The sequence below is a fragment of the Paenibacillus sp. FSL M7-0656 genome (assembly GCF_038003225.1).
GTDB classification, from domain to species: Bacteria; Bacillota; Bacilli; order Paenibacillales; family Paenibacillaceae; genus Paenibacillus; species Paenibacillus amylolyticus.
In genome coordinates, this window is sequence record NZ_JBBOOT010000001.1 from 5,668,669 (window position 1) to 5,691,662 (window position 22,994).

22 protein-coding genes and 1 tRNA gene are annotated in these 22,994 nt (G+C 46.1%); 19 read left to right on the forward strand and 4 right to left on the reverse strand.

The window, feature by feature from the left end:
• Positions 1-61 precede the first annotated feature (61 nt).
• A complete protein-coding gene (locus MHI01_RS24965; protein WP_315370740.1) occupies positions 62-529 on the forward strand; it encodes an Lrp/AsnC family transcriptional regulator in 468 nt (155 codons plus the stop codon).
• On the opposite strand, the gene MHI01_RS24970 is transcribed toward MHI01_RS24965, so the two are convergent.
• Positions 510-1,715, reverse strand: coding sequence for an MFS transporter (locus MHI01_RS24970; RefSeq protein ID WP_315370739.1), 1,206 nt, complete (start codon positions 1,713-1,715; stop codon positions 510-512). The genes MHI01_RS24965 and MHI01_RS24970 overlap by 20 nt on opposite strands.
• A 741-nt stretch (positions 1,716-2,456) precedes the next feature.
• On the opposite strand from MHI01_RS24970, the gene MHI01_RS24975 reads away from it, so the two are divergent.
• The 5 genes from MHI01_RS24975 (at position 2,457) to MHI01_RS24995 (ending at position 6,554) form a co-directional block, all read left to right on the forward strand.
• On the forward strand, positions 2,457-3,200 hold the full coding sequence (locus MHI01_RS24975) for a class I SAM-dependent methyltransferase (RefSeq protein ID WP_253502930.1): 744 nt from the start codon (positions 2,457-2,459) through the stop codon (positions 3,198-3,200).
• A 27-nt stretch (positions 3,201-3,227) separates the two neighbouring features.
• Positions 3,228-4,211 (forward strand): MBL fold metallo-hydrolase, encoded by a 984-nt coding sequence (locus MHI01_RS24980; RefSeq protein ID WP_340984348.1) that lies wholly within the window; start codon positions 3,228-3,230, stop codon positions 4,209-4,211.
• Between the two features lie 198 nt (positions 4,212-4,409).
• Positions 4,410-4,826 carry a hypothetical protein gene (locus tag MHI01_RS24985; protein ID WP_036605873.1) on the forward strand — a complete coding sequence of 139 codons (417 nt, stop codon included), beginning with the start codon at positions 4,410-4,412 and terminating at the stop codon, positions 4,824-4,826.
• On the forward strand, positions 4,823-5,866 hold the full coding sequence (locus tag MHI01_RS24990; RefSeq protein WP_340984349.1) for an FAD:protein FMN transferase: 1,044 nt from the start codon (positions 4,823-4,825) through the stop codon (positions 5,864-5,866). The genes MHI01_RS24985 and MHI01_RS24990 overlap by 4 nt, the downstream gene beginning before the upstream one ends.
• A gap of 31 nt (positions 5,867-5,897) precedes the next feature.
• Positions 5,898-6,554, forward strand: coding sequence for a ferric reductase-like transmembrane domain-containing protein (locus MHI01_RS24995; protein ID WP_340984350.1), 657 nt, complete (start codon positions 5,898-5,900; stop codon positions 6,552-6,554).
• Positions 6,555-6,759: 205 nt separating this feature from the next.
• Here MHI01_RS24995 and MHI01_RS25000 read toward each other — a convergent pair whose 3' ends face one another.
• Positions 6,760-7,326: a phosphatidylglycerophosphatase A family protein gene (locus tag MHI01_RS25000; protein ID WP_017692570.1), complete on the reverse strand. Its 567-nt coding sequence runs from the start codon at positions 7,324-7,326 to the stop codon at positions 6,760-6,762.
• A gap of 272 nt (positions 7,327-7,598) precedes the next feature.
• Between MHI01_RS25000 and MHI01_RS25005 the strand changes: the two genes are divergently transcribed.
• From MHI01_RS25005 to MHI01_RS25045, 9 genes are all read left to right on the forward strand, one after another.
• Positions 7,599-8,654 carry a GerMN domain-containing protein gene (locus tag MHI01_RS25005; protein WP_047841205.1) on the forward strand — a complete coding sequence of 352 codons (1,056 nt, stop codon included), beginning with the start codon at positions 7,599-7,601 and terminating at the stop codon, positions 8,652-8,654.
• A 301-nt stretch (positions 8,655-8,955) separates the two neighbouring features.
• Positions 8,956-9,711, forward strand: a complete 756-nt coding sequence (rph, locus tag MHI01_RS25010; RefSeq protein WP_017692572.1) for a ribonuclease PH — start codon at positions 8,956-8,958, stop codon at positions 9,709-9,711.
• Position 9,712: 1 nt separating this feature from the next.
• Complete coding sequence (locus MHI01_RS25015; protein WP_017692573.1) at positions 9,713-10,336, forward strand: XTP/dITP diphosphatase; 624 nt, start codon at positions 9,713-9,715, stop codon at positions 10,334-10,336.
• A gap of 350 nt (positions 10,337-10,686) precedes the next feature.
• Positions 10,687-11,529, forward strand: coding sequence for an STM4015 family protein (locus tag MHI01_RS25020; RefSeq protein ID WP_211084587.1), 843 nt, complete (start codon positions 10,687-10,689; stop codon positions 11,527-11,529).
• Positions 11,530-11,550: 21 nt separating this feature from the next.
• A complete protein-coding gene (locus tag MHI01_RS25025) occupies positions 11,551-12,801 on the forward strand; it encodes an STM4014 family protein (RefSeq protein WP_200869435.1) in 1,251 nt (416 codons plus the stop codon).
• Positions 12,794-13,579 carry an STM4013/SEN3800 family hydrolase gene (locus MHI01_RS25030; RefSeq protein WP_340984351.1) on the forward strand — a complete coding sequence of 262 codons (786 nt, stop codon included), beginning with the start codon at positions 12,794-12,796 and terminating at the stop codon, positions 13,577-13,579. The genes MHI01_RS25025 and MHI01_RS25030 overlap by 8 nt, the downstream gene beginning before the upstream one ends.
• A 47-nt stretch (positions 13,580-13,626) precedes the next feature.
• Complete coding sequence (locus MHI01_RS25035; RefSeq protein ID WP_036673517.1) at positions 13,627-15,015, forward strand: STM4012 family radical SAM protein; 1,389 nt, start codon at positions 13,627-13,629, stop codon at positions 15,013-15,015.
• Positions 15,012-15,872, forward strand: coding sequence for an STM4011 family radical SAM protein (locus tag MHI01_RS25040; RefSeq protein ID WP_340984352.1), 861 nt, complete (start codon positions 15,012-15,014; stop codon positions 15,870-15,872). The genes MHI01_RS25035 and MHI01_RS25040 overlap by 4 nt, the downstream gene beginning before the upstream one ends.
• A gap of 410 nt (positions 15,873-16,282) precedes the next feature.
• Positions 16,283-17,980 carry a methyl-accepting chemotaxis protein gene (locus MHI01_RS25045; RefSeq protein ID WP_340984353.1) on the forward strand — a complete coding sequence of 566 codons (1,698 nt, stop codon included), beginning with the start codon at positions 16,283-16,285 and terminating at the stop codon, positions 17,978-17,980.
• 147 nt (positions 17,981-18,127) lie between these two features.
• Here the strand turns inward: MHI01_RS25045 and asnB are convergent, their stop codons facing one another.
• Entirely contained in the window at positions 18,128-19,972 is a 1,845-nt protein-coding gene (gene asnB, locus MHI01_RS25050; protein WP_036673522.1) for an asparagine synthase (glutamine-hydrolyzing), read from the reverse strand.
• Between the two features lie 192 nt (positions 19,973-20,164).
• Here asnB and MHI01_RS25055 point away from each other — a divergent pair, with 192 nt between their 5' ends.
• Positions 20,165-20,464 (forward strand): hypothetical protein, encoded by a 300-nt coding sequence (locus MHI01_RS25055; RefSeq protein WP_017692581.1) that lies wholly within the window; start codon positions 20,165-20,167, stop codon positions 20,462-20,464.
• Positions 20,465-20,495: 31 nt separating this feature from the next.
• Complete coding sequence (locus tag MHI01_RS25060; RefSeq protein WP_036605881.1) at positions 20,496-20,852, forward strand: hypothetical protein; 357 nt, start codon at positions 20,496-20,498, stop codon at positions 20,850-20,852.
• A 171-nt stretch (positions 20,853-21,023) separates the two neighbouring features.
• Here MHI01_RS25060 and MHI01_RS25065 read toward each other — a convergent pair whose 3' ends face one another.
• The gene (locus MHI01_RS25065; protein ID WP_017692583.1) at positions 21,024-21,317 is read right to left on the reverse strand and encodes a DUF4870 domain-containing protein; all 294 of its coding nucleotides are present in this window, start codon (positions 21,315-21,317) and stop codon (positions 21,024-21,026) included.
• A gap of 479 nt (positions 21,318-21,796) precedes the next feature.
• Here MHI01_RS25065 and MHI01_RS25070 point away from each other — a divergent pair.
• Together MHI01_RS25070 and MHI01_RS25075 are read left to right on the forward strand one after the other, a co-directional pair.
• Positions 21,797-21,870: transfer RNA gene (locus tag MHI01_RS25070), tRNA-Arg, on the forward strand.
• A gap of 199 nt (positions 21,871-22,069) precedes the next feature.
• On the forward strand, positions 22,070-22,840 hold the full coding sequence (locus tag MHI01_RS25075; RefSeq protein ID WP_340984354.1) for a class I SAM-dependent methyltransferase: 771 nt from the start codon (positions 22,070-22,072) through the stop codon (positions 22,838-22,840).
• The last annotated feature ends 154 nt before the right edge of the window (positions 22,841-22,994 follow it).

The window sequence follows — 22,994 nt, forward strand, 5'->3', positions numbered from 1 at the left end:
AAATTAATTTGTATAAACGATAATATAATAATACCTTTCAATTATAAGGAGGATACTTAGAGTGGATCATGTTGATAACCAAATCCTTTTACACCTTCAAAATCAAGCTAGGATTTCCATGACTGAACTCGGTAGATTGGTGGGGCTATCCCAACCTGCTGTAACGGAAAGAGTCAAACGGATGGAGGAAAAGGGAATTATTCAGGAATATCGCACAATCATTTCTCCGCAAAAAACCGGAAAAAATGTTGCCGCCTATTTCCTGTTTAGTACTAGAAACTGTAATGTTTTTCTCGATTTTGTTCGGTCGTCACCCTTTGTTGTCGAGTGTCATCGTATGAGCGGAGAACACAATTTTTTAATGAAAGTCATTGCCGACTCTACATACGCACTTGAAGAGTTCGGCAATGACTGTGATAAATATGGAACGTATACGATTCTAATTGTTATGTCTTCACCCATTGATTATAAACCCATCATTCCATCTCTCGAAGAGTTGAAAAATGAATCTATCCACTCTTTGTTGTGAATCCATGTTCTTTCGCTTTCCATACTACGAGTAGCGCAATGAGTACGAGAATAAGCATAACCCATGGAAATGAGAGGACATCAACTGTTACAAGAAGGGCCGCACCAATTAACCCGCCAGCGCTTACAGCCAAATTCCATGCTGTTACCAGCATAGACTGAGCCACGTCCACATTATCACCAGAAGCTTCAGCTACAGCCGTTTGAAGCAGTGAAGCGGCTCCGCCAAAAGTCAGCCCCCACAATGCAGCAGCCAAAAAGATCCCTACTGGCTGACTGCTACTTATCCCAAACATCATAGATGCTAGAGCGAAACCCGCAAGGCTGCATAGAATCAATGGACGAAGCATGCGGTCAATCCATATTCCTGTAATCCAGAGCCCCACAACCGATGCAATACCAAAAACAAATAGTATAATGTCAACACGTTGAACAAGCCCAACTTGAGCGAGGTAAGGCGTAATATATGTGTATAGAATATTGTGAGCTAGTACCCATATTAGTACGACAAACAAGATAGGGCGAATCCCCGGTTTAACGAAAACTTTATGAAGGGGAAGTCTCTTATTCGTTGATTGACCAGCAAAGTCTGGAACTTTTAAGAGTATCCAAACGATTAACAAGACAGTAAACACTGACATGATTCCAAAAACTGTACGCCAGCCTACAAGAGTGCCGAGTATTGTTCCCGCGGGAACACCAAGCGCCATAGCCAAAGGTGTACCTATTCCTGCTACCGCCATAGCTCGACCTTTGAGCGAATCAGGCACCATGCGGCTAGCATAACCTGCTAACATTCCCCACAAAACACCTCCGGCTGCACCTGCCAAGAATCGGGCAACAAGAGTTATTGTGTAACTGGAAGATAGAGCTGTAACACTGTTAAACAAGAAAAAACAAATCAAGCTTAGCAACAACAGTGGCCGCCTCCGCCAACCGCGTGTAGCTGTAGTTAGTGGAATTGCTGCCAAGACAGAGCCAAGGGCATACAACGTTATGAATTGCCCAGCTAATGCCTCTGAGATTCCAAGTCCTTCGCTTATCTGTGGCAATAAACCAGCCGGAATGATTTCAGTTAAGAGACTTATAAATCCAGCTAAGGCAAGCGGAATTAGCCCTACCCATGGGAGGCGGACAGAAGATGCAGCATCCGCAGTGTTACTATGTGTGGTTTTAAGTTTTTTCAATTTATGCCCTCTCCTTTTGAAAATCTTGTACTTACAAAAATATTGCTCAATTGGCATATATAAGCTTATCAAATCAAATAGCAACCTTACATAATCGAATTAAAGTAAATGTATTTTTAAACCTATATATTATATTTATAATGAGGATATTTCCTTTGATTTTAATGTAAGCGTTGTTACCACTTAAAAATTCATGAATCAGATCCATAACAGATTAACTGTTACAGACAATATTTGAGACTTATAAATAGATACCTCTACAGATTATGTTAAACAACCTCTCTAAGAAGGGAAAAACTTCTATTCCTCGAATTTTTTTGATTGTGTATTTAAAATTAATGAACAGAATACGATTCAAAAATAAGCTAGCTATAAGTTAATTGAAATAAAGATAGGAAAAGAAGGTAGTCCAGAATAAAATTCTGGCTACCTTCTTTATTCAAACGGTTCTTTCTATTAAATCTGGGTTTTTATTAACGTTGATTTGTGTAAATATTATTCATTTATGTACATGTTTTAAGTGCTCAAGGTTAATTATGTACATTTTAATAATGTTGTACATTCAATAAACAGAGTATTCCCTCGTGTGCATTTTGGCTCTTCAATGTTGGAAAATTACTGGAATTTTTTGAGTTTGCAGAATAAAGACGTTACAATACATTAAAGCTAGTGGAAATGATCAGGCCTGTACATAGCGTACTACAGATAGAGAGCCAGTGACCAAGTGGAGGGCGAGAATGGATGACGGAATGGTATGAAAAGAGTTTTGGAGAAGATTATCTTCTCGTATACAAGCACCGGGATGTGCAGGGTGCCCATCAGGAAGTACATAAAATGATTAATTGGTTGAAGCTTGAGCCCAATTCTGAAGTATTGGATCTATGCTGCGGTATGGGACGGCACTCCATGGCACTTGCTGACGCAGGATTGCGAGTGACCGGAGTTGATCTGTCCGATGTGCTTCTACGTGAAGCGCGCCTAATGGACACTGAACACCGAGTATCTTGGTGTCACGCAGACATGCGTGAACTGCCGCTGAAAGGTGGCTTTGACGCTGTAGTTAATCTGTTCACATCGTTTGGTTATTTCCTGGAGGACGGAGAACAATTGAAAGTATTACGTGCCATTCATCGCATGCTTCGCCCAGGTGGCAGCTATATTATTGATTTTATGAATACGGCTTATGTAACGCGTCATCTGGTGCAGCACTCCGTTCGAGAGGATGAAGGACAGCGTATTGAGGAGTATCGCAAGATTGAGGAAGGGTTTGTGCAAAAGGAAATTCGCATTACGGATACCACATCCGGACATGAACCGCGGGTATATCAGGAACGTGTGAAGTTGTACACACGGGAACAACTGAGTCAGATGTTAAGTGCCGCCGGACTCCGGGTAGATCAGGTACATGGCGGCTATGACGAAGAGAAATATGACGAGCAGACTTCTCCGCGCATGATTTTTGTTGGTCGTCGTCCTGTGGAGTGAACAGAGACAGTTTGGAAGGGGGATAACATGAAGCGCACAGAAGAGATGTCCATGACAGAGGGCATACACCGGGTCAAGATCAGCATGACGTTTCCCTTACGATGGGTGAACAGTTATGTCTTATCAGAATCGGATGGGAAGATAACTATTATAGATCCGGGACCGCGTAATTCGGAAACAGAACAGGAGTGGAGTGAAGCGCTGGCAGATCTCGGCCTGACCTTTAGCGATATTCGTCAAATTGTACTGACCCACCATCACCCCGATCATCTTGGGTTGTCGGGTTGGATGCAACAGATGACGGGGGCACCCGTTCGAATGTCCACACGCTCCCGCCAAGAGGCCGACTATATGTGGGGACCTGATTCACGCATCAATACAATATTACCTGATTATTATGGTCGTCATGGTATGCCGGAAGACAAGACTGAGCAGATACATGAACATATGAAGGCATTTACTTCGCAGATCACACCACTTCCGAAGGTGACACCCATTGAAGATGGCGAGTGGCTTGAAATGGGCGGGAAACGTTGGGTTGCTGTGGAGACGGGTGGACATGCCCCAGGCCATTTATCCTTTTATGCGCCGGAGTCCATGGAGATTCTGTGCGGAGATGCAGTTTTGCCACAGATTTCACCGAATATCAGTCTGCAACCCGGCAGTGACCCTCAGCCATTATTGTCTTATATGGAAGGATTGCAACGTCTTGGGGAGCTGAATGTCAAGCAGGCGTATCCGGGGCATCGGAATCCTTTTGCCCAGTTCAACGAACGGACAGTTCAATTGCTGGCTCATCACGAGGAACGTCTTCAGAAGATGACGGAGCGAATTCAGGAGTCACCGGCGAATGCTTATGACATCTGTGTGCACATGTTTGGCAATCGGCTGGGTACCCATCAACTGCGGTTTGCCATGAGTGAGACGTTAGCCCATTTGCAGGAGTTAATTCGACGCGAACTAGTGAAGCAAGAGCAGCAACCGGATGGCACGTTCTATTTTCAAATCTAAACGGAATGATGATATCGATATGAAATGATAATACGATCTTATATAGAGGCTCGGGACAGGAAATTCACCTGTTCTGGGCCTTTTTAGCCTCTCTTAACGGTTCATTCATCTATTTTTAAGCCAGCGCGCCTATGATACATCTATGAACTTCGCTAGGGCATGTCTTGAGACACACCCTAAAGAAAGCAGGGAAGAGCGATGACCAGAAGAAAACGGAATCAATGGAGAAAATGGCAAGCTTCAGCGGCAGCAACGTTGACTGTGGCTGCACTTTTTCAATATGTAAGAACTTCGGATGCCTTTGATGTGGCCTATGCAGCAGCAAATGGCACAGATACAAGCGTTACTGCTTCAAGCCAAGTGGATACGCATGATGATGTGATGGATGAATGGATCAACAGTACAACGGACAGCAACAACTGGAACACGCAGGACAATGACAATAATGATAGTCAATATAATGGAACATCCGATAGCACACAAGCAGCTCGGCCAGATCAGAGCTCGAGTAACGAGGGGAATTATTCAGATTCTCAGCGTATCGGGCAAAATAACCAGGGTACAGACTCCGGATACAGCAGTGGCAACTATCAGTCACGTACAGGTGCATCATGAGCCGCACGGAGCAAGTTGCTCGTCCGCTCCGATTTCAATTCCGTGCGATGAACACGGATGTTGAAGTGCAACTGTCCGCTGGGCGGGAAGAAGCTGAACATGCAGCAACCGTGGTGAAGAATTGGTTTGAGACGCAGGAGCAGCGCTTCAGCCGATTTGTTGCAGACAGTGAACTAAATCGTCTGAATGGTTCAACCGGATGGATGCCCATCTCCGCTGCGATGGATGAAGTTTTGAGTTTGGCCTATGGATATATTGGCCTGACCGAAGGGATTTTTCAACCGGGTATCTCGCAGGCTCTTCAGGCTTCGGGATATGATCTAAGCTTCGAGAAGGTGCAGCAACGACAATTGCAACGTCCATTAATTGAACGCATATTGCGAACGAGAACACCTGAATCATCAAGCTGGATGGAAGATCGACATGACCACAGCCGTCCGAGCTGGATTCAGCGGGAAGGTAGCCGGATGGTTCATCTGGACCCCGGAGCTGAGTTAGACCTGGGAGGCATTGTTAAGGGCTGGGCAGTGGAGCGTATCGCAGACTGGTTGCAGCGAACATTGCATATTCCAGCGGGTCTGATTAACGCGGGTGGAGATATCCAAGTATGGGGCACATCAGACCATCCCCAGTGGACCTTAGAAGTAGCAGATCCTTTGCAAAATCAGGGTGCTGTGTCGGGAGCGATCCGTTTACAGCGAGGAGCTGTTGCTACTTCGGGTATTTCCCGCAGACAATGGCAGAATACGGATGGAAGCCTTGCACACCACCTCATTGACCCCCGGACGATGGAGCCGGCAGATACGGACGTATTGCAGTGTACCGTTATGGGACAGCATGCTTCGCAATGCGAGATCATTGCCAAGACGGTATGCATTCTGGGGAGTGCCGAAGCCGTGGGCTGGTTAAACCGACATTACGATCGGCATGACGTCCTGTGGATGACACGGGATGGGAGTATTTATTTTAGAGGGAATACGGATACGCTTGCTGAGCATTGGCCCGGTTTTGATCCGGATCATCGCTTCAGTCTGATCTAGGACAAGTCTAACAGATATGGGGGAGCCGGTTATGGCACAATGGATTGTAGATTACCTGCCAACGTGGAATATCATTCGAATTAGTGGAATTGCTGCTTATGTGTTGCTCTTTGCCGGTGTGTTTCTGGGTATTGCGCAAGGGATGCCTATGGCCAAAGGCAAACCAAAAGCAGCCATGTTCAAATGGCATACCCGAACGACCTGGCTCGCCTTCGGACTTGGACTCGTGCACGCATTAACGTTATATATTGATCATTACAGCCCATTTACCTGGGGAGAACTTCTGATTCCTTTTACCGCCTCCGTACATCCGATCGGCAGTGGTCTGGGAACGTTAGCCTTCTACGGATTAGTGATTGTCCTGTTATCCAGTGATCTGCGGAACAAGCTGGGCCGTAAATGGTGGTTCATGTTCCACATGTTGTCCTATCCGGTGTTCATTGGTCTGCTGGTTCACGGCATGGTTACCGGAACGGATTCTGGCAACATCATCATGCGGATGATATATGTATTTACCGGACTCAGCATTCTCGGTATCACCGTGCTACGTGGCATGTTGCGAGAGCGTAAAGGCCCGGAAATCACGATTGGACCGAAACGTGCAACATCTGGTTCACCTTCCGAGCAGAATTGGGTTGAAGGTTTTGGTTTGGTGGGAACGGTACGACCTAAACATCTGAAATTATAACATGTGGATTATCCAATATGTATCGTTACACATGCAAAAAAGCGGCCATCAGGCCGCTTTTTCCATGAACAGTTATTTCCATGAACAGTTATTTCCATGAACAGTTATTTCCATGAACAGTTATTTCCATGAACAGTTATTTCACGAAGCATCCATACACATGTCCATTATTCCACATGACCTCAGATATGAAACGAGTTACACATTATACAGCGTCATCACTGACAGGTTTTTCTCCCAGTGCTTCTTCAAGCTCGGATTGTTTGCGATGGGCGATCCGACTGCTCGCTGCTGATGCAATCGCACCGACAATATCATCGAAGAACGTGTGGACAGGGCCCAGGCTCTTGTCATTCAGTCGTTCAAGCACCCCTGGTTTTAGCTTGTCCACATAACCATAATTCGTAAATCCAATACTGCCATATACATTGACAATTGAGAATGCCAAAATCTCATCCACGCCATACAGTCCTTCATCGTTCTCAATCATCTCCTGCAAAGGAGATATGAGTTGCCCCTGTTCTGCCAGAATATCAAGCTGAATCCCGGTCAGAACAGCATTCTGTACCTCACGTTTACGGAGAACCATCTCCACATTTTCGATACATTCTTCCATCGTAAGACCTGGATAATATTTTTGCTGCAATAACATGACCAGTTCTGCGATCTCAGGGATCGTGACGCCCCGCTTATGCAGCCATTCCCTTGTGGCCTCCGCCACCTTGCGGCTATTCAGGCTGTAAGGGATTTTTTCTTGCTCAGGATGTTCCATGGGCGATTCCTCCTCTGAAGTTAGCAATGTCCCTACTCTTGCTTCCTAATACGTTATTAACCTGGTTTACGTTTCTTTAAGATAATAAAATTATAAGTTTCAGTGAAGTTGAACAATTCGATTAACACATGAAAAATTTCAGCTAAAAACGGTCTGCCTTCCGTGAAAGTGCGTTGATAGACATTTTTCTTATTATCTTTTAGTTATTTTTTGGACAAAGGCTCGTATACATGGTAGTACAAACTGTAAAAATGATGAGGGGGAACGTGATCATGAGAAAGATCCATTCTTTGCGTACGGTATCGGCAGCAGCGCTGCTGAGTATTCCTATGGTATTGTCAGGCTGCGGCATGTTTGGAGCACAGTCTTCCGAAGCTGTTGATCCACCACCGCCCATCCAGGAAGCAGCTATGATTCAAGCGGCCGAAGGGAATGGAGCACTCGCAATGCTCCCGTTAACGACGGTATATCTGCAAGACCAGCAGGGGCTGCTCGCTCCGGTATCCCTGACACTTCCTTCTGGAACAGACGCAAGCAGTCCAAAGACAGCTCTGGATACACTTGTCACAGGCGGGGCCTATGCGGGTATGCTGCCTGAAGGATTCCAGGGCGTTCTCCCGCAGGGAACGGTTGTGCAGAATGTAACGATTCACGCGGATGACAAGCTGGCGGTTGTTGAGTTCTCGGGTAATTTTGCCAAGTATGATGCAAAGGAAGAACGGAAAATGCTAGAAGCTGTCACGTGGACATTGACGGGAACACCTGATGTGGAGAATGTGCAGATCTGGGTGGATGGCAAAAAGTTAACACAAATGCCTGTGAACAGCACGCCGTTGCCTGAACCGCTGAATCGGGCTGTGGGAATCAATCTGGATCTGGGTGATACGTTTGTGACCAACAGCAGCCCGGTAACGGTCTATTTCTCCGCTGCTTCGCCAGCAGGCATCCAATATTATGTTCCGGTTACACGTCTGGTTACACCTGGTGAAGATCGGGTGCAGGCAGCATTGAACGAACTGATCAAAGGACCTGACAAAGGTGGAGAACTGGAAGAGGTTATGACAGGCGGAACCGAGCTGCAATCGGTCAAAACAGCAGAGGATGGTACGGTAACGGTTGCCTTGAAAGATGATATGTTTGCCGAAGGGGATATCGTGCCAAGCGAGCTGTTACAGTCTGTCGTATTAACCACTGCGGAGAACACAGCCAGCAAGGATGCCAAAGTACAGATCGAGTGGAACGGCCAAAAAACGGTCATGGGTGACGACAACAGGGATTACAGTGCGCCGGTTTCCAAGCCTGAATATATCAACGAAATTCCGATTTAATGACCAAGGAATGCTTAAGGATGCTTTTAACCGAACTCTTTGGTAAAATATAAGGGATTCGTAAAAATACGTGTTCAAAAAGATCGGTTTTCAGTACCGAGAAGATGGGATGAAGCTAGAAATGGAGTAGCGGAGCGTAGGCAAACTACGTGAGCAACGGACATTTCGGCTGAATTCCATATTCGATGCTGATGATGCCTTAAGGCATTTTTCGTAATCAAAAGCGAGCTTTTTGAACAATCTCTAAAAGTGTGAATAAGTTCAACATTACAGGATGCTTAAGTCGTAGGAGGCAGAAAATATGAGATCAAACGGACGAACCAGCGAACAGCTGCGCCCGCTGAATTTAACAGTGAACACGAATAAATACGCCGAGGGCTCTGTACTGATTGAAGTTGGAGATACAAAGGTGATCTGTACAGCTACAGTAGAGGAACGTGTACCTCCCTTTATGAAAGGGCAGGGTAAAGGCTGGGTAACAGCTGAATATTCCATGTTGCCACGTGCAACACATACTCGGAACCAACGTGAAGCCAATCGTGGCAAATTAACTGGACGCACCATGGAAATCCAGCGTCTGATTGGTCGGGCACTGCGCTCGGTAGTTAATCTGCAGGCTCTTGGTGAGCGTACGATTACCTTGGACTGTGATGTTATTCAAGCTGACGGAGGCACACGCACAACGTCCATTACCGGTGCGTTTGTAGCGCTGGCGCTTGCCGTGAACAAGATCTCCCAACAGCACAAACTGCAAGTGTTCCCGATTACGGATTTCATTGCCGCAGTAAGTGTTGGTGTTGTGGGTGAACAGCCTGTACTGGATCTGAACTATGATGAAGATTCCAAAGCCAAGGTGGACATGAACTTGGTGATGACAGGCGGCGGTAAATACGTCGAGCTTCAGGGAACAGGTGAGGAAGCGCCATTTGATCGCCGTGAGCTGAACGCCATGTTGGAACTGGGCGAGCAGGGGATTTTGGAGATGATTGAGCGTCAAAAAGAAGTGCTTGGACCGATTGCGCTCAAGATCGGCGCGCGTGGATTAGGGGAAGCCTAAGATGAGTTTGGACAGCCCAATCCTCATTGTTGCAACCCGCAATGCGGGGAAAGTCCGTGAATTCGCTCATGCTTTCGCACCGCTTGGCAAAGAGGTTAAGAGTATGTTTGACTATCCGGAGCTACCGGATGTCGTAGAAGATGGCGTAACGTTTGCGGAGAATGCCTGGAAGAAAGCCAAAGCGGTTGGTGATGCGCTTGGTTTGCCCGTTCTGGCAGATGATTCAGGTTTATGTGTAGACCTGTTGGATGGTGAGCCGGGAGTATATTCAGCGAGATATGCAGGCGAAGGAGCAACGGATGCACAGAATAATGCGAAGTTGCTGGAGACGCTGGAATCGTTGAAATCCGGTGAGGACACCGAGCAGCCGCTACTAAGTCCGGCTCGTTTCGTTTGTGCGCTGGTCCTGTACGATCCGACAACAGGTGATAAGTATGAATCAGAAGGCACTGCGGAAGGCTGGATTACGGCTCAAGCTGCAGGTGCTGGCGGTTTTGGATATGATCCACTCTTCTATGTACCTGAATACGAGATGACGATGGCAGAGCTGACGCTTGAGCAAAAACAGGCGATTAGTCACCGTGGTCATGCGCTGAGAGCGCTTGTATCCAGACTTGAAGGCTAAGACTAAATGAAACATCTTGATTTAACTTCATGATATGTGAACATCAAAGCGTTAATGGAAGGACAGAAGCATTCCGATGGGATGCTTCATCCGCCATTAACGCTTTTTCTATGAAATGAAGTGTTTGATCGGGTTTGGTGAGGGTCCATCCATATACCTAATTGAAGATAGCTATTTCTGCGACTACACATCAGAACGTATGTTCTTGTACCTACATGAGAAATGGTTTACATTGCACGATTGGGAATCTCATTGGGACTGGAGTTGGAAGAAGTTGCAAGCCTTGTGTGGTATGGGTTAACATTCAAACTAACGAATCACATATGAACCTTAAACGGAGGGATCTACTCATGCAAGAAGTGAAGCTTGTTGTATCTTACGATGATTATGAGGACGGCATTCGTATGGAAAAATTAATTAAGGAACTGGCAGCTAAACCGGAGGCTAGCTCATTGGAAAGTCTGGTCATCGGAGATTGGGGACAGGCTTATGAAAATTCGCCTGACGAGTTCATAGGTACGCTTGTCGAGTCTGCTCCAAGCTTTCCGTCATTGAAGAAACTGTTTATTGGAGATATGGGATTCGAAGAATGTGAAGTATCGTGGATTATCCAGACAAATCTCACACCACTGTTAGGTGCTTTTCCAGAATTAAAATCATTCTCTGTAATGGGCAGTAGCGGCCTCAGTCTGGAACCACTCCAGCATGCCAAGCTTGAAGAATTGATTATTATTTGTGGTGGTCTCCCGAAAGAAGTGTTATCTTCAATCACCCATGCCAAGTTGCCTGAATTGCGTAAACTGGAACTGTACCTGGGTGTGGATAATTATGGTTTCAATGGATCACTTGAAGATGTGCTTCCTTTGCTAGAAAAAGGATTGTTTCCAAAGCTGGTTTACTTGGGTCTGAAAGACAGTGAAATTCAGGATGAGATTGCCAAAGCAGCAGCTGAAGCACCTATTCTGGACCAACTTGAAGTACTGGATCTATCGCAAGGAACGTTGTCCGATGAAGGGGCTGAGGCGTTGCTTGCCAGTGACAAGATCAAGAAACTGAAACATCTTGATCTAAGTTACCATTACATGACCAATGAAATGATCAGTCGCTGGAACCGATCGGGTATATCTGTAGATGTTAGCGACCAGCAACAGAGTGATGAGGATGACTGGCGCTATCCATCGTTAACGGAATAGTCGATGTCAGGTGTAAAGGAAATGAATGAAAGCCTGCACCAGCCAATAGATGTACCTGATCTAACGCAAGATCAGCCTTTTTTATTGATCGGAAACCCTGATAACCGACGAACACAAGGGCTGCAAGAGGCTAGGCATAGATTGGGTTTGAAACCTGCGGTTGTACTGCCATATGCTCAATTGCTGCAGAATTGGAGACACGGACGAACCATCGCTGATACAGTAGATTTCAATCTGCCTGTACCCCTGATTCGGATCGATGCTCCTGGTGAGGATTGGGACGTGGAGCGTGAACTACTGTTCCTTGGAGCTATGAATGATTCGTCAACATTAACGGCTGGGATGGGTACAGAAGCATTTTCCGCAGAACAGGCACTTGCGCTGGAACAGGAGTGGGGAAGAATCTACGCTCCCGCCCAGTGGTTCCGTGGCTGGAAAGCATGTCTGGATCGAATCGGCCGTGAGTCTCGGGAGATATGGTCTGAAGTCCGATTCATGAATGATCCCGCCGATATCCAATTGATGTTTGACAAGAGAACTTGTCAGCAACATCTATCTTCACATGGAGTTGATGTACCTCCGGCGCTGCAATTTTCGCAGCCAATCCGCGATTATATGGACCTGCGTAGCTCAATGAAGTCTGCCGAGATGCATCGTGTGTTTGTGAAGCTTGCTTACGGCTCCGGGGCTTCAGGAGTTGTTGCCTATCAAGTCAATCCCCGAACGGGTGATGAAATTGCTGTAACAACGATGGGAATGGAACAGTCGCGGGGCAAGACGATTTTCTTCAATGAAGGACGTCTACGCAAGTATACCCGCAGTGAAGAGATTGCTACGCTGATGAACTGGTTATGTGTAGAAGGTGCACAGATTGAACGATGGATGCCCAAAGCCACGCTTGATCAGCGGGCCTATGATATTCGCCAACTGGTTGCAGGTGGACAGGCAGGTCATGCGATTATGCGGTTGAGCCATACGCCAATTACCAATCTGCATCTGCGTAATGAACGTATGCTGCCTGCTGAAGCAGGCCTGGATGAACAGCGGATGTCGCTGATACGGTCGGCAGCGCAAGCAGCCATGTCTGCATTTCCCAACTCGTGGTCAGCCGGGATTGATGTGTTGCTTACTAGTGGTTCGAATCTGCGTGCCTATGTGCTGGATGTGAATCCATTTGGAGATCTGTTATACAGGGTTGAGCATCATGGCCTCGGAACCTATGAGTGGGAAATGGAACTTTTACGAAAGGAGGAGCCTATTCAACATGCCTGATATGAACACCATTGTGGGCTCCCATGATCTGTTAATGATTACGCTGGATACGTTACGCTATGACGTAGCCAAGCTGGAAGAGGAGAATTGTCCTAATCTGTGTGGTTCGGGTCCGTGGGAGAAGCGTCATACCCCAGGCAGTTTTACATATGCGGCACACCATGCTTTTTTTGGTGGTTTTATGCCGACTCCTGCCAATACAGATAAGGCATCTCATGTAAGGCTATTTCATTCCCGAAATACTGGGCTCAAAACACATCCGCACACCTGGCTGTTTGATACACCGGATATCGTATCCGGGTTCGCAGCTGAAGGTTACCGTACCATCTGTATTGGCGGCGTCATCTTTTTTACGAAAAAAAATCCGCTTGCAAAAGTATTGCCCGGTTATTTCCAACAGAGCTACTGGAGAATGAACTTTGGGGTAACCAACCCCAAATCAACAGAGCATCAGGTACAGCATGCATTAAAGTTGCTTGAACAGACAGCGCCGGATGAAAAGATATTTATGTTTTTGAACGTGTCTGCCATTCATGGACCCAATCGTTACTTTGTAGAAGGAGCGAAGGAGGATTCGGTGGAGACTCAGAAAGCTGCACTTCGATATGTAGATGAGGCTCTTGGACCATTGTTCGAGGCGATGCGAAAACGCGCCCGGCCTGCGTATTGCCTGGCTTTTTCCGATCATGGTACAGCTTACGGTGAAGACGGGTATCAAGGACACCGGCTTGCACATGATGTCGTCTGGACGGTGCCTTACCGTGAATTTTTAGTATAGAATGTATTGATCTTATGAGGACAACAACCGGAGACAGGAGGAAACCGATGGAGAAACATATACAACATACAACAACAGGCCATTCCACACAGTCCGGATCCAATATAGCTACAAGTCTCAGTGAAGTACTGGCATTCCCTTATCGTTCTTACTTATACTCGTACCCACACAAGACAGCCTATCGGGAGCTTGACCCACCACTGCCGTTAGGGCCACTGTGGGAACGAGAAAATACCGATACGTATTTTTTATATATGCATATTCCCTTTTGTGCTGCTCGTTGCGGATTCTGTAATCTGTTCACACTGCCGGATCGACGGGATGATACGCATGAACGCTATGTAGATGCGCTGGAACGTCAGGCGAAGCAGTGGGCACCTATTACATCTCGAAGACCGTATTCGCGGTTCGCGATTGGTGGGGGAACGCCTACATTATTAAATGAGGTTCAGTTGAATCGTCTGTTTGATATTGCTGAACATGTGATGGGGCTGGACCCTGCGCAAGCATCGATTTCGGTGGAAACGTCGCCGGATACCGTTACGGAAGCCAAGCTGGCCATCATGAAGGAACGAAGTGTGGATCGTGTCAGTATGGGTATCCAGAGTTTTATTGAAGCTGAAGCATCTGCCATCTATCGTCCACAAAAACCGCAGGAAGTTGAACGAGCGCTTGAGAAGCTTACTCGGTATGATTTCCCATTGTTAAATCTGGATCTGATCTATGGTTTGCCGGGTCAAACGGTGGAATCGTGGATCTATTCATTGGAAAGAGTTCTGGCTTACGAACCGGGCGAAATTTTTATCTATCCCTTGTATACACGGGAAAATACAATCGTGAAGCCTGATGACATTCGCCGTCAGGGACCTGATATTCGGATGGAACTGTATAAAGCTGCACGTGAGACTTTAAAAAGTAAAGGTTATGTGCAATATTCGATGCGCAGATTTGCCAAAGAACAGTCGTCCTCGAAAGCACTTCTGCCATACAGCTGTCAGGAGGAAGGCATGGTTGGACTGGGATGTGGCGCACGATCTTATACGAGTGAAGTACATTATGCTTCCAAGTACGGCGTGAGTTACAAGGCCACACAGAGCATCATTGCCGATTATGTAGCGACCGAGCGCTACGATGTGGCGGATTATGGTATCGTGTTAAGCCGTGAGGAACAGAGACGTCGCTTTATTCTGAAAGCCTTGCTGCATCGCGAGGGATTGACGTTGTCTGACTACCAACAGCGCTTTGGTACCGATGTGATGTCCGACTATGTCTGGTTGGCTGAACTGTTGACAGAGGGCATGGCGGAGTTGGAGAGTGATGAGGACAAGCAGGTGCTGCGTCTGACAGAAGAAGGACTAGGTTACTCCGATGCGATTGGAGATTGGCTTATATCTGCCGAAATCCGTGAACAGATGGAAGGGTTTGTTTTCTCATGAGAGCGACTTTGTATTATCGGGGGAAGCTGTCTTCCTGTAATTACGACTGTCCCTACTGTCCTTTTAGCAAAACCGTGGATTCCAAAGAGACGTTGGAAGTGGATGAACAACAATTGCGTCAATTTGTGAATTGGGTCAGGGAGCAAGAGGGTGCTGGGCATCAATTTTCGATTTTCTTCAATCCCTACGGTGAAGCTTTGGTGCGTCGTTGGTACCGGGAAGCGATGGTTGAGCTGTCACATATGCCACATGTGGATAAAGTTGCAATTCAAACCAACCTGTCCGTCAAGCTGGATTGGGCGAGGGAGCTGGATGCGAACAAAGCAGCCTTTTGGGCGACGTATCATCCTCGTGAGACAAAAGAGGCTTCTTTTGTTAAACAATGTCTGACCTTGCGTCAGATGGGACTTGCTTTTAGTGTCGGTACTGTCGGACTCCGTAGTGCTTTCCCCTCAATTGAGTCCATGAGACAGGCTTTGCCGGATGATGTGTATATGTGGGTTAATGCCTTCAAAGATCGGCCCAAGTATTACACTCCAGAGGAAATTCAGTTTTTACGTGGGCTTGATCCGCTTTTTGAAGGTAATCTGCAGGATTATGAGAGCTTGGGCAAACGATGTGCTGCCGGTTCGGAAGTATTTTATGTACAGGGGTCCGGGCATGTGAAGAGGTGTTACAAGGATCGTCGAATCATTGGACATCTATATCGCGATGGTTTGCAGGCTTTGTCTGAGGATCGGCCCTGTCGCATGAAAAAATGTGGCTGTTACATCGGTTATATCCATATGGAGGATTCCCCGTTCAGGGAAACGTTTGGCAGCGGGTTGCTTGAACGTAATCCGGTATTGATTCGTTGACCGGCATTTCATATTTAGCTATTCCACTGTGAGCTGGAATAGGTTTATCCGTTTCTAAACCACATATCAGCGTAACTTCAAACGCATCTTTTAGTATAGGCAGGATCAGACCTTTGGTTTGGACTTGCCTTCTGGAAGGTGTTTTTTTTGTTTTACCGGACTAGAGTTAGTGTTTGTGTTCTTTATTAAAAGGGCCTTGACAATTTTGAAAAATAATATTTTAAGTTTATGATTCAAATTTTATATTTTATGGGTTAGTATGAATAGGAAAAAAGACCCTGTTATGAATAGTATTTGTACATATAATCGCGAATTATACTTTTAATTGGGTCTAAAGTCTCAATTTAATTGAAAGGAGGGCGGATGTAGGAAGTATCATGCACGTTATCTGAACTTTCGGGGGAGTACACATGAAAAAAATCTCAATTAGCCGTAAATTACTTATGGGTTTCTCATCTGTGCTGTTATTATTGGTGGCTATAACGGTTATAACATATACGCAGTTTATAGCCGTTGAGAAAACGTATACAGAATTAATTAATGATAGAACAAGCAAACTATTACTCATTAAAAATATGTCGATTGATCTTAAATCACAGCAGATTGCTTTGAGAAATTATATTCTGGAAGACAGTGCGGAGAACGAACAGGCATTTAATAAAGCTTATGAAGATTACATAGCATTAAATGAAGAATTAAAATCATCAGTTTCAAGTTCAAAGATGAAAGATTACCTTTCACGATCGGATGAAGCGATGAGCCAATATTATGAACTTGCGCAGCAGATTATGACATTGACAAGACAGGGGAATAACAGTGAAATCTCAAGATTACTGAAGGATACAGCCCCAAGTCTGATCTCTGAATTTGAAGCAATTGTGGAAGGTATGGAAACACATCAACAAGATGCCATGAACTCAGGCGTTGTGGAGGCTAATCTTCAGATTGTGCAGGTCCTTAGGTGGATTGCAATTATTGGAGTGGCTTCTCTTCTAATTGGGGCACTTGTGGCGTATGTCATTGGCAGAATGATATCCTTGCCTGTTGCTGCTATTGCCCAATCCGCGAGCCGGATTGCAGACGGAGATCTGACTGGTGAGCCTATTGTGGTCCGTAACAAGGATGAGATTGGTGATCTCGCCCAAGCCTTTAATATCATGTCTGCCAATTTGCGTACACTCATTCATCAGGTAGGCGACAGTGCAGAACGGGTAGCTGCCTCTTCAGAAGAGTTGACGGCAAGCACCGAACAGACAGCAACCGCCACAGAGCAAGTAGCCATCACAATGGGTGAGATTGCAACAGGTATGGATACACAGGTTCGAATGGCGAGTGATGGATTCCAGACGATGAATGAGTTAACGACAGGCTTTCAACAAGTTACGGAGAACACACTCCATATGTCTGAAGAAGCTACCAAAGTCTCCGTAAAAACAATATCGGGTAGCGAGTCAGTTCAGTCTGCGATAGGTCAAATGAATTCTATACAAGGGACGGTGTCGAATCTGTCGGTCGTGATCCAGGAACTGAGCAGACACTCTCAGGATATTGTGAAAATGGTGGACAGCATCTCGGAAATATCAGCACAGACGAATCTCCTATCCCTTAATGCTGCTATTGAGGCTGCACGAGCTGGCGAACAGGGAAGAGGGTTTCAGGTTGTTGCTACAGAGGTTCGGAAGCTGTCTGAGCAGTCTGCGCTTTCTGCTAATCAAATTGTTCCATTGGTGGCATCGATTGAGAAGGGAATGCGAAATGCTGCTGAATCTATGGTGGTTGTATCCGCAGAGGTTCAAGAGGGGATTACACTTGTTCACCAGGCGGGAGCCACATTTGATGAAATTCGTGAGGCGGTTGGGGGCGTAGCGGGGCAAACACAGGAAGTCTCTGCTTCAATTGAGCAAATGTCAACAGGGGTAGAACAGATTAATAGGTCTATGAAAACAATCATGGAAGTGACCGAAACGGGGGCCGCCGGAACAGAAGAAGTGAGTGCATCTTCTGAGGAGCAGTTGTCTGCGATGCAGGAGATTGCTTCCGCAGCCAATGATCTCTCCTTGATGGCAGAACAGTTGCAACAGACCGTCAGTCGTTTCAAAGTGCAATAAATCGAACTGAGTGGAATGTGGATGAAGAACGAGCGCATACGTACAGAGATTCTTATAAAAAAGTAATAAAAGGGTGTCCAAACACAGTAGTTACTGTTTGGGCACCCTTAAATAATTCATCATGTTGAATCAATGCATAACATGATCTTAACGAATAGCGACTTTATATGTCCGCAACCAGGTATTGATCTGAGTCAGATATGCAAATAACTGTGGCCCAGACATTAACTGTCCGAACCAGGGAAGATTGGAAGCTGCATCTGGTGAAGACGCAAGATTGCGGATCTGAGTTTTGTCGATCAAAGGCAAAATCGGCGAAGTGGGATCATCCAGGATATCAAGTACCTGCTGTTTGACCGCGGCCAGATATTGCGGATTATGTGTTTTCGGATACGGACTCTTTTTGCGATATAACACATCGTCAGGCAGGACACCTTCGAGTGCTTTACGCAGAATACCTTTTTCCCGTCCGCCCGTTATTTTCATTTCCCAAGGGATGTTAAACACATACTGGATCAGACGATGGTCACAGTAAGGTACCCGCACTTCCAGTCCTGCCCCCATGCTCATCCGGTCTTTGCGATCCAGAAGTGTAGGCATGAAACGTGTAATATTCAGGTAGGACATCACCCGCATTTGTGCAGCTTTACCTGTTTCCCCATCCAACAGAGGCACTTCAGCCACTGCATCCGAATAGCGGTCTGCCAAATAATCGAGTGGCCGAATCCATTCCCGAATATCCGGGGATAACAACGCTGCTCGCATATCAGGTGCTACAGACCACGGAAACGTACCGGAGTTCAGCATATCTTCTCGATGGAACCAGGGGTAACCGCCAAACACTTCATCCGCTGCTTCGCCTGAAATGGCAACGGTGGCCCCTTTTTTGATTTCTTTACAGAACAAATAGAGCGAGGAGTCTACATCTGCCATACCTGGCAGATCCCTGACTAACATGGCCTGTGTCAGTGCATGAATCAGTTCTCCGTTCTCAATTTCAATCCAGTGATGGTCGGTCTTGAGTTCATCCACCATTCGCTTAATCCAGGGTCCATCTGCACCCGGCTGAAAGGAATGCGCCTGGAAATGCTTGGCGTTATCCACATAATCGACAGAATACGTACTGATTTGGCCTTGCCCGGTTCGCTTGTAATAATCAACGGCTAATGCAGACAAGGCGCTGGAGTCCAGTCCTCCTGATAAAAGAGAGCATACTGGAACATCCGAAGCCAACTGGCGCTCCAGTGTATCTTGCAAGAGAGAGCGTACCTCTGCTGCCGTCTCTTCCAGGTTATGTTCGTGGTTCTGGCTTTCCAGTTTCCAGTAGGCATAGGTTCGGATACCGTTTCGGTTATAGATCAGCGCGTGCGCAGGCTTGAGTTCGCTTAGTGAAGAGTATACGCCGTGTCCTGGTGTCCGTGCAGGCCCTACGATAAACACTTCGGCCAATCCTTCCGGGCCAACAGCGGCTTCCACATCAGGGTGAATAAGCAGAGCTTTGGGCTCTGAACCAAATACGAGAGTGTCTTTGTTATTACTGTAGAACAGAGGTTTCACGCCAAGGCGATCTCGTGCGATAAAAACCTGTTCGCGTCCCCCATCCCATATGGCAAAAGCAAAAATACCGTTAAACCGGTCAACACATGCCGGTCCCCACTCAATATAAGAGGCGAGCAACACTTCCGTATCACATTGCGTGCGGAACTGATGCCCCCGCTGGAGCAATTCCTTTTTCAACTCGGGTGCATTGTATAGTTCTCCGTTATACACGACGGTATAGGAGGTATCTCCCTGTAACGCATGCATGGGCTGTGCGCCGTTCTCGGGGTCCATTACACTAAGACGCCGATGTCCAAAGGCACAAGGATTGGAGATCCATGTACCTGAAGCGTCGGGCCCCCGGTTCGACAAGCTATCCGTCATACGGACCAGCAGCTCTGATTCCTGGGTCAAATCCCGATTCCACTGTATGAAGCCGGTAATACCGCACATGGTTTGTTCATCCTTTCTTGGTCGAGTCATTCATCCGTATGGCTGCTTAGTTACTGGCAACCAGCAAATGTTGTCTTTTCGTCAGAGGTCGTAACAAATATATGCCGAAAGTAGGCATAAAATGTCTGTCCTCTTCGGAAACTAGTTCTAGGGACAACTGCCTCAACATGCCTGTGAAGGAGAGAACATGCAATGGACAGTATGAAGTATTATGTGTCTGTCATGGGCCGCTCCGTTATTCCGGATCCGTCGGTAACATCATATGAATGGATCATTCAGGCAACGCCGCAGGAAGCGGAGCAATTACTGGGACTGCTGAGCCTCATGCAGGAAAAGGAGGAAGAGGCCTTTCCTGGCATGGTATTCCCATGGCCAGATACACCGGAGGAGTCCGTAAACCGAGCTTATGAAACGGTATTACAACAGGTGTATCGAGAGATTTACCGATTGGGCACACCAGAGACACGATACCAGATTGAACAAAGTACATGATAAGCACAAAGGAAAAGGAGCGCGATGACGAATGTATGCCATTCAAGATGCCAAAATACGCAGATTAACCGAGGTGGATGGATTGTCTTGTGCAGAGGTTGAAGTGCAGCCTGGAAATGCCGGAGATCCATCGTTACTTGTATACGTGGCTTCAACACAGCCCGGAAATTCGCTGGAAGTTGTTCGGATTGTACGCAATCACTCCGATTCGGCGATCGACTGGTATAACAATAATATGCATACTGCGTTTGAAGAGGCGACAGATACCGCATTTGAGAACAGCGAAGGTATGACAGTAGAAGAAGATAAAGCTCGGTTTCAAAGTGAGTTGTTTTCCTTTGGTTTGCTTGGTCCAACACTTCAGCGTTATCTGATCGGGCAGGCTTAACAGGTAACGCTCCAGCAACACATGTGGCGATAGTGGGATAGAGTTCGATGTTGAGCTATATGTAGATGTGACCTGTTGCTGGTTGCTCTGACTGTATCTGTAACTGGAAAAACCCGCCGTTGTTGAACGGCGGGTTTTGTTATGCGATGGTCAGATCAGGTGGAGATGTGATCAAGCATACTCGCGCAGTACTTGAATCCCTTTAACCACATTGTACACAAAGCTTAATCCGTAAATCACAAAGAATAGAATGACAAACCCAACGGCGGAACCCAGACTATGCGCAGTCACGAAGAAATAAAATAACGGAATGGCAGCGAGAAAGGGGAATACATGTGAGAATAAGGCGCGTTTTGCATGTCCCTCAATGTAATCATCCTTGGCAACAATCCATATAATGATCGGAAACAAGAACGGGGCAAAGAAAATACTGAAATAGGATAGGGCTGATAAAAGCTGTCTCATGACGATTCTCTCCTTCAATGGATCATTGAAATGTATGTATGCAAAAGATTACCCAGCAATTCTGACATTGAAAATGTCTGATGTTAATCTTACTCTAAATGTCCCAATCTCCTCAATATAACCTGGTTCAAGCTATCATATTCTCAAAGGGACTGAAGTATGAGAATAACACTGAAAAGTACATTTATCGCCTTTGATTACGAATGATGCCTAGTGGCATCATCAACATCGAATATGGAATTCAGCCTAATAAGCATAAGCTTACGAAGTATGTTTCCTTCGGAAACATTGTAGTTGCTCACGTAGTTTGCCTACGCTCCGCTACTCCATTTCTAGCTTCATTCCATCTTCTCGGTACTGAAAACCGGAGTTTTTGAACCCGCATTTAAGTATAATTATTAATTTTTTTATAAAACTATTGAAAAATATAGAAATCAGAGTATAATAAGAACCGCGCCGAAAATTTATTATACATATTTGTCTCAGTAGCTCAGCTGGATAGAGCAACGCCCTTCTAAGGCGTCGGTCGGGGGTTCGAATCCCTCCTGGGACGTTAAAAAGAAGAAGCTTCCTTCGGGAAGCTTCTTCTTTTTCGTTCAAGGGAAGAGAACCCCCAATGGTTCGTCGGAGCATCCGCTTCGTTAGCCCTTTTATTGGTTATACCTATAAAAAATATAGAGTTTATATATTTAAAGAATAAACAATTCTGTGTCACAATGAGGATATCAATAACGAAAGCGACGGTGGTATCCATGAAATCATTAAATCAATGGCAACCAGATGAGTATGACAACAAACTGGCTTTTGTGTCCGGATACGGCAAAAATCTGATCTCTTGGCTTCAACCCCAAAAAGGGGAATACATTCTTGATCTGGGTTGTGGGACGGGGGATTTGACGCATGAAATTTCTCTGACTGGAGCTGAAGTTATTGGCATGGATGCATCGACGGACATGATTCGCCGTGCGAGGAAGAAATTCCCTGAACTTGAGTTCGTGGAAGGAGACGGTCATCAGTTTGAGACGAATAGACTATATGATGCCGTCTTCTCCAATGCAGCCCTGCACTGGATGCGAAGCCCGCGATTAGTGGTGGATAGTATATGGAAATCTTTGAAGCCTGGAGGGCGTTTTGTAGCAGAATTTGGTGGTAAAGGGAACGTGCAGACCATTGTGAATGCATTAGAGCAGGTTATGGAGCGAAACACGGGCATTCGTGCATCGGAACGCAATCCTTGGTACTTTCCTTCGATCGGAGAATATAGCCATATTTTAGAGCAAAGTGGATTTATGGTGCGTCATGCCTATCACTATGACCGTCCTACCAGACTGGCAGATGGTGAGCAGGGTATAGTAGGCTGGTTGGCTCATTTTGGAGGCGACTATTTTGCCGGTCTCAGTCATGAAGAGATACAACAAATATGCCATGAAACCAGTCAGATCGTGATGTCTCACCTTTGGAAAGATGATGCGATGTATGCCGATTACAAGCGCCTGCGTATTGAAGCCGTGAAGCCAGAATAAAGTGAAATTTCGCGATACGTAGCAATTTTATCGATGTTAGACGAACTATCACGATCCTTTGTATACTAACCACGCTTCCCCTATACACCAAGAGCCTCTTTTGGATAAAGAGGCTCTTGGTCTTTTTTGATGCATTATTTCAAAAATGAAATAT